This is a genomic window from Pectobacterium brasiliense (assembly GCF_013449685.1).
GTDB lineage: Bacteria > Pseudomonadota > Gammaproteobacteria > Enterobacterales > Enterobacteriaceae > Pectobacterium > Pectobacterium brasiliense_A.
In genome coordinates this window covers 72293-88104 of record NZ_JACDSF010000031.1, presented here as the reverse complement: position 1 = coordinate 88104, position 15812 = coordinate 72293, and the positions used below count along the sequence as shown (strand labels likewise).

Annotated in this window: 12 protein-coding genes; 7 read left to right on the top strand and 5 right to left on the bottom strand. The window is 53.8% G+C overall.

Annotated elements, in window-relative coordinates; all coding sequences use genetic code 11:
* Positions 1–141 precede the first annotated feature (141 nt).
* On the bottom strand, positions 142–780 hold the full coding sequence (gene msrA / locus H0248_RS13635) for a peptide-methionine (S)-S-oxide reductase MsrA (protein WP_180786385.1): 639 nt from the start codon (positions 778–780) through the stop codon (positions 142–144).
* A gap of 473 nt (positions 781–1253) precedes the next feature.
* Here msrA and tamA point away from each other — a divergent pair, with 473 nt between their 5' ends.
* From tamA to H0248_RS13620, 3 genes are read left to right on the top strand one after another with little or no spacing between them, the layout of a single operon-like run.
* Positions 1254–2969: an autotransporter assembly complex protein TamA gene (gene tamA, locus H0248_RS13630; RefSeq protein ID WP_180786335.1), complete on the top strand. Its 1716-nt coding sequence runs from the start codon at positions 1254–1256 to the stop codon at positions 2967–2969.
* Complete coding sequence (gene tamB, locus H0248_RS13625) at positions 2966–7003, top strand: autotransporter assembly complex protein TamB (protein ID WP_180786334.1); 4038 nt, start codon at positions 2966–2968, stop codon at positions 7001–7003. The genes tamA and tamB overlap by 4 nt, the downstream gene beginning before the upstream one ends.
* 2 nt (positions 7004–7005) lie before the next feature.
* Positions 7006–7365 (top strand): gamma-glutamylcyclotransferase family protein, encoded by a 360-nt coding sequence (locus H0248_RS13620; protein ID WP_180786333.1) that lies wholly within the window; start codon positions 7006–7008, stop codon positions 7363–7365.
* Positions 7366–7480: 115 nt separating this feature from the next.
* On the opposite strand, the gene ppa is transcribed toward H0248_RS13620, so the two are convergent.
* A complete protein-coding gene (gene ppa, locus H0248_RS13615; RefSeq protein WP_010278977.1) occupies positions 7481–8011 on the bottom strand; it encodes an inorganic diphosphatase in 531 nt (176 codons plus the stop codon).
* A gap of 248 nt (positions 8012–8259) precedes the next feature.
* Here ppa and H0248_RS13610 point away from each other — a divergent pair, with 248 nt between their 5' ends.
* Positions 8260–9846: a methyl-accepting chemotaxis protein gene (locus H0248_RS13610; protein ID WP_180786332.1), complete on the top strand. Its 1587-nt coding sequence runs from the start codon at positions 8260–8262 to the stop codon at positions 9844–9846.
* A 163-nt stretch (positions 9847–10009) separates the two neighbouring features.
* Here H0248_RS13610 and plsY read toward each other — a convergent pair whose 3' ends face one another.
* Positions 10010–10645, bottom strand: a complete 636-nt coding sequence (gene plsY / locus H0248_RS13605) for a glycerol-3-phosphate 1-O-acyltransferase PlsY (protein WP_180786331.1) — start codon at positions 10643–10645, stop codon at positions 10010–10012.
* A gap of 128 nt (positions 10646–10773) precedes the next feature.
* On the opposite strand from plsY, the gene folB reads away from it, so the two are divergent.
* Both folB and bacA read left to right on the top strand, forming a co-directional pair.
* A complete protein-coding gene (folB, locus tag H0248_RS13600) occupies positions 10774–11127 on the top strand; it encodes a bifunctional dihydroneopterin aldolase/7,8-dihydroneopterin epimerase (RefSeq protein WP_010287496.1) in 354 nt (117 codons plus the stop codon).
* Between the two features lie 147 nt (positions 11128–11274).
* Positions 11275–12093, top strand: coding sequence for an undecaprenyl-diphosphate phosphatase (gene bacA / locus H0248_RS13595; RefSeq protein ID WP_180786330.1), 819 nt, complete (start codon positions 11275–11277; stop codon positions 12091–12093).
* Between the two features lie 72 nt (positions 12094–12165).
* Here the strand turns inward: bacA and H0248_RS13590 are convergent, their stop codons facing one another.
* The gene (locus H0248_RS13590) at positions 12166–13410 is read right to left on the bottom strand and encodes a multifunctional CCA addition/repair protein (RefSeq protein ID WP_180786329.1); all 1245 of its coding nucleotides are present in this window, start codon (positions 13408–13410) and stop codon (positions 12166–12168) included.
* Positions 13411–13518: 108 nt separating this feature from the next.
* Positions 13519–14139 carry a TIGR04211 family SH3 domain-containing protein gene (locus H0248_RS13585; RefSeq protein WP_180786328.1) on the bottom strand — a complete coding sequence of 207 codons (621 nt, stop codon included), beginning with the start codon at positions 14137–14139 and terminating at the stop codon, positions 13519–13521.
* Positions 14140–14460: 321 nt separating this feature from the next.
* Between H0248_RS13585 and H0248_RS13580 the strand changes: the two genes are divergently transcribed.
* The gene (locus H0248_RS13580; protein WP_180786327.1) at positions 14461–15798 is read left to right on the top strand and encodes a CYTH domain-containing protein; all 1338 of its coding nucleotides are present in this window, start codon (positions 14461–14463) and stop codon (positions 15796–15798) included.
* The last annotated feature ends 14 nt before the right edge of the window (positions 15799–15812 follow it).

The following is a 15812-nucleotide window of genomic DNA, read 5'->3' as shown; positions in this document are numbered from 1 at the left end:
ACCGAAATTGGCACAGCGATGCTCAGAAAAGTGAACACATTAAAATGAACACATTATGATCATTATTGAAGGCTATAACTGGGCTACGTGTTGCCCAGTTCGGACGCATTATAGCAGGAGCGGTGAAATTACCGCCAGTGGTCAACGCTGAGGCGGAAGACAGACGCCGATACCGCCTAATCCACAGTAGCCGTTCGGGTTCTTATACAGGTATTGCTGGTGCTCGTCTTCCGCATAATAGAATGGACCCGCAGGCTCGATTTCTGTGCTGATGGAGCGGCCGTCACCGTTTTCCCGCATTGCTTGCTGAAAGCGCTGAAGACTTTCCTGTGCCGCCTGTTCCTGCTCGGGCGTGAACGTATAGATAGCGGAACGGTATTGACTACCGATATCGCCGCCCTGACGCATGCCCTGCGCGGGGTCGTGATTTTCCCAGAACAGTTGCAGCAACTGCTCGTAGCCGATCACCGCGGGATCGAAAACGACACGCACCGCTTCGGCATGATCGGTTTGCCCGCTGCACACTTCACGGTAGGTCGGGTTGGGCGTGTAACCGCCAATGTAACCCGCCGCCGTGCTGTAGATCCCCGGCTGTTGCCAGAATAAACGCTCCGCGCCCCAGAAGCAGCCCATCGCAAAAATCGCAACGGACATCGAGTCTGGCACATGCGTCATGGAATGTTCATGCACGACATGCAACCTGGCGACGGGCATGGGGGTGGAACGCCCCGGTAAAGCATCGGATTGCGTAATCCGCTGCGTTTTATCAATTGAATTCATCACGTTGTTAACTCCAGCTAGACTGGGTAAATAACCCGCTTTCATGGAAAGCATAACCAAGAAGCGTTGGGCTGTCTTTATATCTTCATGGTGTTTAATGTTAAGGTAATGTTTATCTGTAATGCCGCATATTGATGTTTGTAGGTGAAAATCTATTCTTAAGATGGAAAATTAGTATTTATCACTAATATCATGCAAAGTTGGTAGGAGATTTCGGCGCTGCGTGGCGAATTGTCAGGTAAGCGTACAGCGACGGCCGTCAATGCGGCGGGCGAAGTGATAAAAGCCATGCTATAGGTTTTAGACGACAAGGTTTTAGGCGACAAAACGATCTATCAGGGAGCTCAGTGACTATTTTCATCTCAACGAAAAGTTTCATTGGAAAAAAAAGCGTTACCGAGCAAAGAGGCATAGCAGGACAAAAAAATAGCTTTGCTGGCTGTGGTGCGCCACGATATCGGGTTTTTGGCCTGATGTGCGCGCTGCTGATGCTGGCCCCAGAGAGCCAGGCAGCGAATGTGCGTCTGCAAGTCATGGGGCTGGAAGGGCAGTTACAAAAGAATGTACGGGCACGCTTATCAACCATTTCGGTTGATGAGGTGAATGCCGATGGGCGTTTCCGCTCACGCGTCGATGAAGCGATCCGTCAGGGATTGCGCGCGCTCGGCTATTACGATCCCCAGATTGGTTTCGAATTTCGGCCTGCCGTTAACGGCGGGCGACCCGTACTGATTGCGACGGTGACGGCCGGCGAACCGGTAAAAATTGCCGGGGTGAACATCACCTTGCGTGGTGGTGCGCATGACGATAAAGACTATCAACAGCTGGTTAAAGACGATCGTCCTGAGATTGGTTCGGTATTGAATCATAGTGATTATGATCGCTTTAAAAGCGGGTTGAACGGTTTGTCATTACGCAAAGGCTATTTCGATGCACGCTTCCAGCAAAGCCAGCTTGGCGTGATGCGGGAAGAGAAAGAAGCATTTTGGGATATCGATTTTGACAGCGGGGAACGCTATCGCTTCGGCGCCGTTCATTTTCAGGGCGCACAAATCCGCGATGATTATCTGCAAAATCTGGTGCCGTTTCACGAAGGTGATGCTTATACCAGTGAGGATCTCGGCGAGTTAAACCGCCGCCTTTCTGCGACGGGGTGGTTTAATTCTGTCGTGGTCTCACCTGATTTCGAGCGATCGAAAAGCGATAAGGTGCTGCCGCTGGAAGCCGTGGTGACGCCACGAACCCGTAACCGTATTGAGACCGGCGTCGGCTATGCCACGGATGTTGGCCCACGCTTTAAAACGACCTGGAATAAGCCTTGGGTGAATTCTCGGGGCCACAGTCTGGAAAGCAGCCTGAGCGTGTCCGCGCCGGAGCAATCACTCGATTTTAGCTACAAAATCCCCTTGCTGAAGAACCCGCTTGAGCAGTATTACCTGCTGCAAGGTGGTTTCAAACGCGAAGATCTCAATGATACCAAATCTGATGGCACCACGCTGAACGTGGCACGCTATTGGGATCTCTCCAGCGGTTGGCAACGGGCTATTAACCTGCGCTGGAGTCTCGACCACTTTACGCAGGCAAGCGTGACGGATACCACGATGCTGATCTATCCGGGCGTTAGCATTAACCGAACTCGCCAGCGCGGCGGGCTGATGCCGGTATGGGGCGATACGCAACGTTATTCTATCGACATTTCCGACACCACCTGGGGCTCGGACATCGACTTTGCCGTGGTTCAGGCGCAAAACGTCTGGATTCGTACGCTGGCGGATAAACACCGCTTTGTCGCGCGCGGCAATCTGGGTTGGATTGAAACCAATAATTTCTCCCGCGTCCCGCCTTCACTGCGTTTCTTTGCCGGTGGCGATCGCAGCATCCGTGGGTACAAGTACAAATCTATTTCGCCGCGCGACAACGACGGCAAACTGACCGGTGCGTCCAAGCTGGCGACCGGCTCGCTCGAATACCAATACAATGTCACGGGAAAATGGTGGGGCGCAGTTTTTGTTGATTCAGGTGAAGCAGTGAATGACATCAAACGCAGTAATTTCAAGACCGGAACGGGCGTTGGCGTGCGCTGGGCCTCGCCGATTGGTCCGGTAAAACTCGATGTTGCTATGCCGATCGGCGATGCAGAGAAGAAGAACGATGTGCAGTTCTATATCGCGCTGGGGCCTGAATTATGATGGATGAGAAAAACGAGAAAAAAGCCCAGGATCCGGTAACAGAAGAAAACGTCGCGCAGGGTAACGCGCCGGCGACGCCAGTACGAAAAGGGCGCGGGTGGAAAAGGGTCGGCATTGGGTTTGTCGCTTTCTTATTGCTGCTTATTGTTGGGCTGGGTCTGCTGGTAGGAACCACACCAGGTCTGCATCTGTTGCTGAATACCGCAACACGGGTGGTGCCGGGGCTGGACATTGCCAGCGTAAGCGGCGGCTGGCGTGATTTGACGCTAAAAAATGTTAGCTACCAAATGCCGGGCGTGACGGTAAAGAGTGATGAATTTCATCTGTCGCTTGCGCTGGGGTGCCTGCGTAAAAGCCAGTTATGTATCAATGATCTCTCGGCGAACCGCGTGGATGTCGTCGTGGACACCAAAGCCCTGCCTGTGGCAGAAGAGCCACCTCCGCCCTCAGAGCCCGTCACGGAGATCTCAGCACCTTTCCCTATTTCTCTGCGTCAGATGGTACTCAACAGCGTTCAGGTTACCGTCGATGACACGGCGATTTCACTGGGCGAATTCCGTACGGGAATGCAGTGGGAAGGGCGCACGCTGACGCTGCTGCCGACCAAAATTAGTGCGCTGCTGGTGGCCTTGCCAAAAACGCCGGTTAGTGTGCTGGAAGATGGCAAAGTGACGGCGGCCGAAATGGCATCCGTCATCAAAGAAACGGCGGCGAACGTACGCGAGGCGGCGGAACAAGGCTCATCGCAAACGCTTCAAATCGATAAAGTGCTAGAGGCAAATAACACGGTTGCGGCAGCGACTACCACGACATCGATACCGACGGAATCGACATCCAAAACGGGTAGCACCTCTGACAAGCCTGCCGTGCCTGAACAACCGCTAGGTGAACGCCTGATCGAGCTATTCTCCAAACCGCTATTACCTGATTTACCCCAGTTCACGCTGCCGTTGGATCTGAATATTGTCGAGATTCACGGTGAACAGCTGCGGCTGACGGGCGATCGGGACATGTTGATTAATAACCTTTTCGTGCAGGCCTCGACTCAGCAACAGCATTTGCGTCTGGACAAGCTGATCGTCCAATCGCCGCAGGGCGGACTGAATGTGCGCGGTGAAGCGACGCTCAGCGAGAGCTGGCCCGTCTCGCTGACGGCGAACGGCGTGCTGAACGTCGATCCGATCAAAGGCGAGAAGCTGAAACTGACGGTTGAAGGTGGCCTACGCGAACAGTTGAATGTGGCGCTGAACCTCTCTGGGCCGCAGCGTGCCCAGTTGGATCTGCAAACCAAACTGGCGGAAGCCGGGCTGCCGCTGGCGTTGACGCTGCAAACCGGACGCGTGCGCTGGCCGCTGACGGGCGCGACGCAGTATCAAGCTGATAACGTCAGGCTGCGTTTTAACGGCAAAGCGACCGACTATGCGCTGTCGCTGCGCTGCGATCTGAGTGGGGCGGACATTCCCCCCGCGACGCTGCTGCTGGATGGCAAAGGTAACGAACAGCAGTTTACGCTAAGCCGCCTGCGGTTGGCGGCATTGCAGGGGAATGCCGACCTGACGGCGCTTATCGACTGGAGCAAAGCCATAAGCTGGCGCAGCGAGCTACTGCTGAACGGGATTAACACCGCGAAACAGTGGCCTGAATGGCCCGCGAAAATAGATGGCAAGATAACGACACGCGGCAGCGTCTATGGTGGTAGCTGGCAGTTGCAGGTGCCGGAACTGCGTCTGGACGGCAACGTGAAAGCGAATAAGCTCACGGCCAGAGGTGAACTGCGCGGTAACGCGGCGGGACAGTGGACAATTCCAGCGCTGAATCTGGCGTTAGGCCGCAACCAACTGAACGTCAAAGGCGATCTGAGCGATAAGTGGCAGTTGGATGCTGACATCAATGCGCCGTCGCTGGACGGTATGTTGCCCGGTCTGGTGGGGCGTGCTATCGGCACACTCAAACTCCGTGGCAATCTGCGTGAACCGCAGATGCTGGTGGATATCACGGCGTCCGGCCTGCGCTGGCAGGCGATGACGATTAGCAGTGTGAGGGTGGAAGGCGATGTGCGCTCTGAGCAGCAGATTCAGGGCAAGCTGGCCGTGCGTCTTGAAGCGCTAAAGCAGGATGGCCTGAATATTGCGCTGTTGACGCTGGATGCCAGCGGCAATGAAAAGCAGCACCAGCTTCGCCTGAATATGCAGGGTGAACCGGTCGCGGGGCAACTGGCACTTTCGGGCAGCTTTGATCGTCAGGAACAGCGCTGGCGCGGCACGCTGAACAATACCCGCTTCGACACGCCGGTGGGTGAATGGCGTCTGACGCAGGATATGGCGTTGGATTACCTGAATGCGCAGCAGAAAATTACTATCGGCACGCACTGCTGGCGGAATCCGAATGCAGAGCTCTGCGTACCAAAAGCGATTGAGGCCGGACCGAGCGGACAGGCGAGCATTCGACTGAACCGCTTCGATCTCGCCATGCTGAAACCCTTCCTGACGGCGGATACCGTGCTGGCCGGGACGTTCACCGGTGGTGCCGATATCAGTTGGCAGGCGGGGCAAGGTTTACCGCAGGCGAAAGTGTCGCTAGTGGGTAACGGCGTCAGCGTTCGCCAGCAGATGCAGGGCAACACGCTGCCGATTGATTTCGATACCTTTACGTTGAATGCTGTGCTCGATCGCGGGCGGGCGCAGCTCGGCTGGCTGATGGCGATTCGCGAGAACGGACGCTTCAGCGGTGATATTCAGGTAACCGACCCACGGGGCCGGCGCAATCTCGGCGGCAGCGTCACGATCAACACGATTTCGCTGGCGCTGCTCAACCCTGCGTTGAGTAAAGGAGAAAAAGCGGCGGGGATCCTGAATGCGAACCTGCGTCTGGCGGGGGATGCGGCACGTCCTCAGATCTTCGGACAGATGGTGCTGGAGCGGTTGGATATTGACGGCAACTGGATGCCGGTCGATCTGACCAACGGGCGGCTGGCGGTGCATTTCAGTGGGATGTCGTCAACGCTGCAAGGCTTCCTGAAAACGGATAACGGGCAATTGAACCTGGGCGGGAATGCGGACTGGTCACAGCCTGATGCCTGGCGTGCGCGCATTGCGGCGAAAGGCCAGAAGCTGCGGGTGACGATCCCGCCGATGGCGCGGCTGGATGTCTCACCGGATATGGTCTTCGAAGCCACGCCGCAGTTGTTCGCGTTAAACGGATCGGTCAGTATTCCGTGGGCGCGCATTGTGGTTAAAGACATGCCGGAAAGCGCGGTGGCGGTGTCATCGGATGAAGTGATGCTGGATGCCCAGCGCCAGCCGTTGAAGAAAGCCAGCGCCGCGATTCCGATTAACAGCAACCTGACGATCCGCGTCGGGAATGATGTGCAACTGGATGCGTTCGGGCTGGCGGCTCGCCTACAGGGCGACCTAAAAATGGTTCAGGACGAGCGCGGATTAGGGCTGAACGGCCAGATCGATATTCCATCTGGCCGCTTTAAAGCCTACGGGCAGGATCTGATCGTCCGCAAAGGGCTGATTCTGTTCTCCGGCCCGCCGGATCAGCCGATCCTGAATATCGAAGCCATTCGTAACCCAGACAACACGGAGAATGACGTCATTGCTGGCGTGCGTGTTACTGGCATGGCCACGACGCCGAAGCTGGAAGTCTTCTCCGATCCGGCGATGTCGCAGCAGGAAGCGCTCTCTTATCTGCTGCGTGGGCAGGGTTTGGACAGCGGTGGAGCAGATAGCTCGGCAATGACCTCAATGTTAGTCGGTTTAGGGGTTGCACAAAGTGGTCAAGTTGTGGGTAAAATCGGCGAGGCCTTTGGCGTAAGTAATTTAGCTCTGGATACACAGGGTGTTGGCGATAATTCTCAGGTTGTCGTCAGCGGCTACGTCCTTCCGGGTCTGCAAGTGAAATATGGTGTTGGCATATTCGATTCTTTGGCAACGTTAACGCTACGTTATCGCCTGATGCCAAAACTATACTTGGAAGCGGTGTCTGGAATTAGTCAGGCATTAGATGTGCTCTATCAGTTTGAGTTCTAGCGATGCGAATTATTGTTTACGGCAGTTTACGACGCAAACAGGGAAACAGTCATTGGATGACGAATGCACAATGGTTAGGGGATTGTCAGCTCGCAGGTTTCGAGCTGTACGATCTCGGCCATTATCCGGCAGTGGTACCCGGTGATGGAGAGATCCATTGCGAGGTCTATCGCATTAGTTCGTCGATTTTGACAGAACTGGATGCCTTAAAGCGGGACGGCCACGAATACCAACGTGAGCTGATTCCGACGCCTCTGGGCAGTGCCTGGATCTATCTGTATAAGCACCCTGTTGCAGGGCTGACGCGTATTGCCAGTGGTGACTGGCTAAAGCGCAGCGAAGAAGATGAAGAAGGGGCTTGAGGACGAGTCGTCAATCAAGTCATGGTCGCTATAAATAAAAACACCGCGTAAGGCGGTGTTTTTGATCATGCGATATCTTGAGCCCGTAAGGACTTTAAGGCATATCGTGTGGCGCTTATTTGTTTTTCGCGCGCTCGAAGGAAGCAACGATCTCAGCTTTCGCCGCAGCAGCGTTATCCCAACCTTCCACTTTTACCCACTTGCCTTTTTCCAGATCTTTGTAGTGTTCAAAGAAGTGGCCGATCTGTGCACGCAGCAGTTCAGGCAGGTCGTTAACGTCTTTAATGTGATCGTATTCTTTGGTCAGCTTGCTGTGTGGAACGGCAACCAGCTTGGCATCTTCGCCCGCTTCGTCGGTCATTTTCAGCACGCCAACAGGACGGCAGCGGATCACTGAGCCAGGCTGCAACGGATACGGGGTCGGAACCAGAACGTCAACCGGGTCGCCATCCAGAGACAACGTGTGGTTGATGTAGCCGTAGTTGCATGGGTAGAACATGGCCGTAGACATGAAACGGTCTACAAACAGTGCACCGGTATCTTTATCAATTTCATATTTGATCGGATCGGCGTTCGCGGGAATTTCAATCACTACATAGATATCTTCCGGCAGATCTTTACCCGCCGGGACATTGTTCAGACTCATGTCGGTTTCCTTCTCTTAAACCTGAAATAGCGTGGCCGTCATTATAGCCAAAAAGCGTTTAATGTCCCTGATTTTTAGCGTGTGCAAGGCGTGATGCGCTTGCGCGGGTCGTTTAAGTAAAAATACTTTCGTTACTAAAATTTCTTTAAAGAAAGCAGGCTTGCTACCGATAGGAGTATGATCTGGATCACGTTATGTGGAGCATTTCTCCGCATTTATTTGTCATTTGTAATATCAGGGAAACAAAAATGTTAAGAAACATCACAATCAAGACGAGCTTGATTGCTTTGTTAGGAACGATGGTACTGCTGTTATTGCTGGTGTGCGGAATTGGCATCACCTCAATCAAGCAGGGAATTACGTCGCTGACGACAATCGACAAGATTCAGGGCAAAGAAGTCACGGCGCTGGCGGGGAGCTATATCGCTTCACTGCGTGCAAGAACAGGGGCGGCGTTGGCGGCTCGTCAGATGGACATCGGGCAAATCGATCTGGCGAATGCATCGATCGCGAGAGCAGAGGCCTACACGGCGCTTTCCCGCAAAGAAATGGCTCGCTTTCTTTCCTACGGTACCGTCACGGAGCGCGGTGCTAAAATGGCGGCAGAGGTTAAAAGCAACTACGAGCAATACATGAATCTTGGCGTGCAGCCGATGCTGGATGCGCTGAAACTCGGCGATGTTGCAGCCTATTACGTGCTGTTTCAGGACGTGTTACCACCACTCAGCATTAATATGGATAAGGCCGCGAACGAATTCCGTGATTTCGGTCTGGAAGTCGGGGAAAACATGCTCGCAGAAGCGGAAAGCTTCGCATTCAACCGTCTGATGATCATCGGCATTGTCTGTGTATCCGTTCTGTTGCTGGTGTTGGCGGCTTGGGTCGCATTGAAGCGTTCTATCCTATCCCCGCTTGAAGAGACGGTTGGTCAACTGGAGTTTATTGCCCGTGGTGATTTGACTCAGCACATTCCCGATGGCGGCGGTAATGAAATTGGCCGCCTGATTCAGGCGATGAAGGCCATGCAGCATTCGTTGGCAACCGCTGTGAGCCGCGTCCGTGATGCCGGTATGCAGATTGACGTCGGTACGCGTGAGCTATCTTCCGGTAATACCCATTTAGCCGCGCGTACGGAAGAGTCCGCCTCCTCGTTGGAAGAAACCGCAGCCAGCATGGAGCAGTTGACCGCGACAGTGACGCTGAATGCGGAAAGTGCAGAGCAAGCGCATACGCTGGCGCAAAATGTATCCGATATTGCGAATAAAGGCAGCGAAACCGTGGGGAGCATGATTGAGAAAATGCAGATGATCTCCAGTAGCTCCGCACGCATTGGCGATATTCTGGCGGTGATTGACGGCATCGCGTTCCAGACCAATATTCTGGCGCTGAATGCGGCGGTTGAAGCCGCACGTGCGGGTGAGCAGGGGCGTGGATTTGCGGTGGTGGCGGGTGAAGTCCGCAGTCTGGCGCAGCGCAGTGCGCAATCGGCTAAAGAGATCAAAATGCTGATGGAAGAGTCTCAAAGTCGCGTCAGTGAAGGTACTGTGATGGCGAAAATGGCGGGTGAAACGATGAATGACGTTTCTGACGCCGTGGCGCGCGTGACATCCCTGATGCGTGAGATCTCAACGGCCACGCGTGAGCAAAGCAATGGTATTGGGCAGGTGAATCTTGCGGTATCGCAGATGGATGAAGTCGCACAGCAAAATGCGTCTCTGGTAGAAGAGTCCGCCGCTGCCACGCGCTCACTGGAAGATCAGGCGCGTCTGCTGGCAGAAAGTATGTCTCAGTTTAAAGTGCAATCGCAGGAATTTGCCGCCATCGGCCGATTCTAAATTCCCCCTTCATACTTCAAGCTGCATGTGCGTTGNNGCTCACCCCAGTCACTTACTTGAGTAAGTTCCTGGGGATTCACTGCGTCGCCGCCTTCACGCAACTCGAATTATTTAGGGGTATCTTTCATAAAAAAATTCCCGTGAAAACGGGAATTTTTTTGTCTTATTCTTCGGAGGACGTCTGTTCGTCTTCTGGCTGCTTCTTCTTGCGTAGCTTATTCCAGATTTTACTTTCCTGTCCGCGCCAGAGGCGTTGGATATTGTCATGATGACGCATCAGTATCAGGCAAGAGAGCATCGCGACGGGGAAGGTAAACTGTGGCTTGAACCACCAGACATAAAACGGCGCGATGAGCGCACTGACAATCGCACCTAGCGAGGAATAACCGCTTAGCAGCACGGTCAGTAGCCAAGTACCGGTCATCAGGCCCGTCAAATCCCAGCCGATAGGGGCAATGGCACCCAGCGCCGTTGCCACACCTTTGCCGCCGCGAAAGTGGAAAAAGACGGGATAGATATGGCCGAGGCAGGCAGCGATAGCGGTTAACCCGAGATACAGCGGGGGAACGCCCAGCGCGTAAGCCGCCCACACTGGCAGCATGCCTTTCAGAACATCAAATACCAATACAGTTGCAGCGGCCGCTTTGCCGCCAATACGCAATACGTTAGTGGCTCCGGGGTTCCCGGAACCATGCTGGCGCGGGTCGGGTAGCCCCGCAATTCTGCAAAACAAAATCGCACTGGAAATAGAGCCACACAGATACGCGATTAACATCATACCAAGCGCGGTAACACTCATAACGCTATTCCGTTTAGTTTGTATAGAGAGACGTTTAATAAGGGTCGTTTTACTCTTCTCATCTGTGGATAATACGCACATTCCGTCGGAAGTGGTATCCGACAGCGACAAAAACAGAGAATGGCGTGATGGATATCGTATTTATTGAAGAACTTACTGTAATCACAACTATTGGTGTTTACGATTGGGAACAGACCATCCAGCAGAAACTGGTGTTCGATATCGAAATGGGCTGGGATAACCGTCAGGCAGCCGCCAGTGACGATGTCAACGACTGCCTGAGCTATGCCGATGTCAGCGAGGCGGTGATTGCCCACGTGGCAAACCAGCGCTTTGCTCTGGTGGAACGCGTAGCCGAAGAAGTCGCGCACATGCTGATGCAGCGCTTCTCGATTCCCTGGCTGCGGATCAAGCTCAGCAAGCCGGGCGCTGTCGCGCAGGCGCGTCAGGTTGGCGTCATTATTGAGCGCGGCACACGATAAATCTGATTTAACAGAATAAATACTGATTTACGTGCAACTAAACCGTAACCCAAATAGTCTATAAGCCAGTTATAGCGGCTCGCGGAAGTACGCGGCCGCTTTTTTGTGCGCTGCATTTTCGTTTTTATTAGAGGCAAGGATTTTTAGATGACTGACCTGCATTCATTGCTAATCGCATTTATTCTTGGCGTGGTCGAAGGACTGACCGAGTTTTTGCCCGTATCGTCTACAGGGCATATGATTATCGTTGGTCATTGGTTAGGGTTCGCCGATGAGAAAGCCAAGACGTTTGAAGTGATCATTCAGCTTGGTTCGATTCTGGCCGTTGTCGTGATGTTCTGGCGCCGCCTCTTTGGTCTGATAGGGATTCACTTCGGCGACGTTCCGCACGAGGGGAAAACCGCTGGGCGTCTGAAACTGACGCACATCTTGCTGGCAATGATTCCCGCAGTGGTGCTTGGTCTGATTTTTCATGACGTCATCAAGTCGCTGTTTGATCCGCAGAACGTGATGTATGCGCTGGTGATCGGTGGCTTCCTGCTGTTAGCGGCGGAATGGTTCAAGCCAAAGCAGCCGCGTGCCGTTGGGCTGGATGATATCACGCATCGTCAGGCATTTATGATTGGCTGTTTTCAATGTCTGGCACTGTGGCCCGGCTTTTCTCGTTCGGGAGCGACCATTTCAGGCGGGATGCTGATGGGCGTCAGCCGCTATGCGGCCTCTGAGTTCTCTTTTATTCTGGCGGTTCCCATGATGATGGGCGCGACCGTTCTGGATCTGTATAAAAGCTGGCATTTCCTGTCGCTGGCCGATGTGCCGATGTTTGCCGTTGGTTTCGTGACGGCGTTTATCGTGGCTCTGATTGCGATTAAAACTTTCCTGAAAATCATCAAACGCATCTCGTTTGTCCCATTTGCGATTTACCGTTTTATCGTCGCGGGCGTGGTTTACATGGTGTTTATGTAAGACTGAGAACGTCGATTTTAGGTAGACCGTTATAGAAGAGAAGAGGCCACGCATTAGCGTGGCCTCTTTGTTTCAGGATGCGCCTGATGAATCTGGCTGCTGTGCTTTCCAGTCTGCCAGTGCATGAATACGACGGCGTGCGAGTTCGTTACGCACGTCAATGCCCTTAAATCCATCGGCGACGACGTCCGCACTGCTGACCTGACTGGCGACGCGGAAGGCTTCACGCAGATAGTCGCCTTGCGGATACGGAGCCTCTTCAAAACCGGCACGGCCTCTGGCATCGGCTTCGCTCGTGAGCGCTAACTGCTCCAGACGTTGTGGTTTACGCCAGACGTCAATCGCATCAAATAACTTCAGCAGGGTTTTGGGTTGCAGCACCTGCACGGTATGAACCAGATCATGATATTCCGCAACCAGCTTTGCCAAATCGCGAATCGGGTTAGGCACGCGCAGGCGCTGGCACAGTGCCTCAACCAGTTTGACGCCCGCCGGGCCATGCCCGTGATGACGCGGCCACAGTTCGGGGGGCGTCAGCCCTTTTCCTAAATCGTGGCACAGCGTAGCAAAACGTACGTCAATCTCAGGGCTGAGACGAGCGGCCATCGCCACCGTCATCATGGTATGAATGCCGGTATCGATTTCCGGGTGCCATTTGGCGGGGGCGGGCACGCCGTACAGGTTATCGATTTCAGGGAACAGCACGGCCAGCGAACCGCAGTCACGAAGCACCTGAAAATAGACATCTGGCGACGAGGTGCCGAGTGCTTTTTCCGTCTCTTTCCAGACACGCTCTGGCGTCAGATAAGCCAGCTCACCCTCATGCGCCATTTTTTGCATCAGCGCCATGGTTTCTTCCGCAATCTGGAAGCCGAGATGAGCAAAACGCGCGGCAAAACGGGCGACACGCAGCACCCGTAACGGATCTTCGCTGAATGCGGTGGAGACGTGACGCAGCACGCGATTCTCGAGATCGCGACGACCGTGATAAGGATCGATAAGGCCGCCTCGCTCGGTGCGGGCAATGGCATTGATGGTCAAATCGCGGCGCAGCAAATCCTGCTCTAACGTGACATCGGGGGCGGCATGGCAGACAAACCCGGTATAGCCTTTGCCAGATTTGCGCTCGGTACGCGCGAGAGCGTATTCATCGCGGCTAACGGGGTGTAAGAAGACGGGGAAATCCTTTCCAACCTGCTGGTAACCCTGCTCAAGCAGGTTCTCCGGCGTCGCGCCGACCACCACCCAATCTTTCTCGGTGACGGGTAAACCCAGCAGGCTGTCCCGAACAGCGCCGCCGACAAGGTAGATCTTCAACGTCGGGCTCCTGAATCAATAACCAATATTTCACCACATACTACCATCTTTGCACCGCGACGTTGGCCACAAAGAAACATGCCTGCAAGCAGCAGGCACGTGTTCCGATTAGCTCATCCAGCGGTCATTTTTCTTTTTGCGCGGGATGATGTGCGGCAACAGCAGACCCAGCAGCAAGCCTATGCCAGCAACGCCGCCGCCATACATAAACCACTGTAGAATGATGGTGCGCTGCTTATCGTCAAGCTGGACATTCGCCGCGCTGACTTTCTTCTGTGCGACGATAAGCTGTGTTTTCAGATCCTGATTTTCCTGACGCAACCCATTGATAACACCATCGCTGGCGGCGACTTTCTGTTGCATATCCGCGGTGCGTTGGTTCCAGGTCTGATCGATATTATTCAGTTTGTCAGTCAGGTCTTTTACCTGTTTTTCCAGCTCCGGCACCCGCGTGCGCAGGCTCGGCGTCTCGCTAAGCTGGTCGAGAGGAATCCAGGTGGTGCGGTTTTTATCATCACGAATCTGCGCATAGCCTGCACTTTCATTAACGCTGAGTAGCGTGACCTCAGTGCCAGCATTCACCGTGCCGACGATACGATATTGATTGCCCGGCCCGCTGTGGACATACGTCAATAACTCATCGGAAATATAGCGTTTTTCTTCCGCCTGTGCGTTCCAGCTCAGCGTGAGCGAAAATAAAGTAAAACAGAGTAAGCCTAATTTCTGCATAAGATCATCATGTTGCGTTAATGGTGGTCCGATAGTAGAGGCTTAAGTCTGACTAGGCAATGTATAAACCGAAATGAGAACAGTCTTAGAACCTCCCCATTGGGGCTATTTCACACCAATAATGCCTGCTGGGATAAGTTCTTAGAAGGCGGTGAGCGGCGTGTTTAAGCGGGGGAAAGCGGTGCTGCCAATAGCAGCTTTGCATAAGAAATGCGCGCTTGTTCGCAGGTGAAAAAGAGTGTGTGCGGTAAGAGTAGTAAGCTGAAGTAAAATGTTATTTACTGACATGATAATGAATGTGGTCTTGGTGTTGTGAATGCTATGAGTGAAGAAATTGAGCTGAAGTTTATTGTTCATCCCGACAGCGTTGAATCGCTGCTGACGCAACTGGCTGACTGGGAGAGTGATTATAGTCAGTATGAGCACATGCGTGCTCAGCGTCTGAGCAATACCTATTATGAAACAGCGGATAATTACCTGCGCCGCAATGGCATCGGCCTGCGTATTCGTGGCGAAAATGAACGCTACGAAATGACGGCGAAAACGGCCGGTAAGGTGATTGGCGGGCTGCATCAACACCCAGAATATAATGTTGAGCTGGAGAACGCTGAGCTGGATCTCAGCCTGTTTCCGGCGGAAGTCTGGCCGGAGGATTGCGATGTTGAGGCACTGCAATCGTCGCTCAATCCGCTGTTTAGTACGGATTTTACGCGTGAAAAGTGGGTGTTTACTTACTATCAAAGCGTGATTGAAGTTGCCTTAGATCGCGGTGAGATTCGTGCCGGAGATATGAGTGAACCGCTGTGCGAGCTCGAGATGGAGCTTAAGGTCGGGCAGACCACCCATCTGCTGGCGCTGGCAAAGGAAATCGCGGAATTTGGTGGTATGCGGCAGGGCAGCTTGAGTAAGGCGGCGCGTGGATACCATCTGGCTAAAGGTAACCCAGTTCGCGAGTGTCAGGCTCTTAATCGACTGGTTGTGGATCCAAAAACCAATATCGATCAGGCCATCCGCGCGGCGCTGGAACTGGGGTTGAGTCACTGGCAATACCACGAAGAACTGTGGGTAAGAGGGAATGCCTCTGCCCGTGAAGCCCTGCCAGAGGCCAGTGCGATGATGCGCGAAATGTTGGTGCTGGTGGGAGGCGTTGTGTTACGCAAGGTCACCACGCTTTTTCGCTCTGCACTCGCGACGCTGGAGGCCCGGCTACAAGGCTCTGACGGCGCGGAAGTGTGCTACAGCGTTGACTACCTGCAAAGTAAGTTGGTACTGACTTCCTGGCTGATCGAGTCTGGCTGGCGTGACCATATGGATAATAAAGATCGTATTAAGCTACAGGGATCGTTCAAACGCTTTGCCGACATTATGTTAAGCCGTAGCACGGCGGATCTGAAAAGCGCCTTTTCCTCTAAATTGACGGAAGCGCAGTACGAACAGCAAATCCCCCGTCTGCAACGTAATATTTGCGCGTTTTTTCTCTTATCCGGCGCTTATCCGGCGGAGCAGGTGGAAGCCTACATTTCACACTGGCGGGTGTTGCTCCAGGAAATTGAGCGGCTCGCTGCTGGGCAGGCTCCTTCTGCCTATCTGGAAGCCTACCGTAAAGAGGCGTTGACCTTGCCCCCGTTCTGGCTACATAGCGGCGGACCATCACAGTAACCGTTAACTGCCGC

Bases quoted from the DNA above. Each gene is read 5' to 3' on its own strand.
- msrA (WP_180786385.1), bottom strand. From the start codon at position 780: ATGAATTCAATTGATAAAACGCAGCGGATTACGCAATCCGATGCTTTA.
- H0248_RS13620 (WP_180786333.1), top strand. From the start codon at position 7,006: ATGCGAATTATTGTTTACGGCAGTTTACGACGCAAACAGGGAAACAGT.
- bacA (WP_180786330.1), top strand. From the start codon at position 11,275: ATGACTGACCTGCATTCATTGCTAATCGCATTTATTCTTGGCGTGGTC.
- H0248_RS13585 (WP_180786328.1), bottom strand. From the start codon at position 14,139: ATGCAGAAATTAGGCTTACTCTGTTTTACTTTATTTTCGCTCACGCTG.
- tamA (WP_180786335.1), top strand. From the start codon at position 1,254: ATGTGCGCGCTGCTGATGCTGGCCCCAGAGAGCCAGGCAGCGAATGTG.
- plsY (WP_180786331.1), bottom strand. From the start codon at position 10,645: ATGAGTGTTACCGCGCTTGGTATGATGTTAATCGCGTATCTGTGTGGC.
- folB (WP_010287496.1), top strand. From the start codon at position 10,774: ATGGATATCGTATTTATTGAAGAACTTACTGTAATCACAACTATTGGT.
- tamB (WP_180786334.1), top strand. From the start codon at position 2,966: ATGATGGATGAGAAAAACGAGAAAAAAGCCCAGGATCCGGTAACAGAA.
- ppa (WP_010278977.1), bottom strand. From the start codon at position 8,011: ATGAGTCTGAACAATGTCCCGGCGGGTAAAGATCTGCCGGAAGATATC.
- H0248_RS13610 (WP_180786332.1), top strand. From the start codon at position 8,260: ATGTTAAGAAACATCACAATCAAGACGAGCTTGATTGCTTTGTTAGGA.
- H0248_RS13580 (WP_180786327.1), top strand. From the start codon at position 14,461: ATGAGTGAAGAAATTGAGCTGAAGTTTATTGTTCATCCCGACAGCGTT.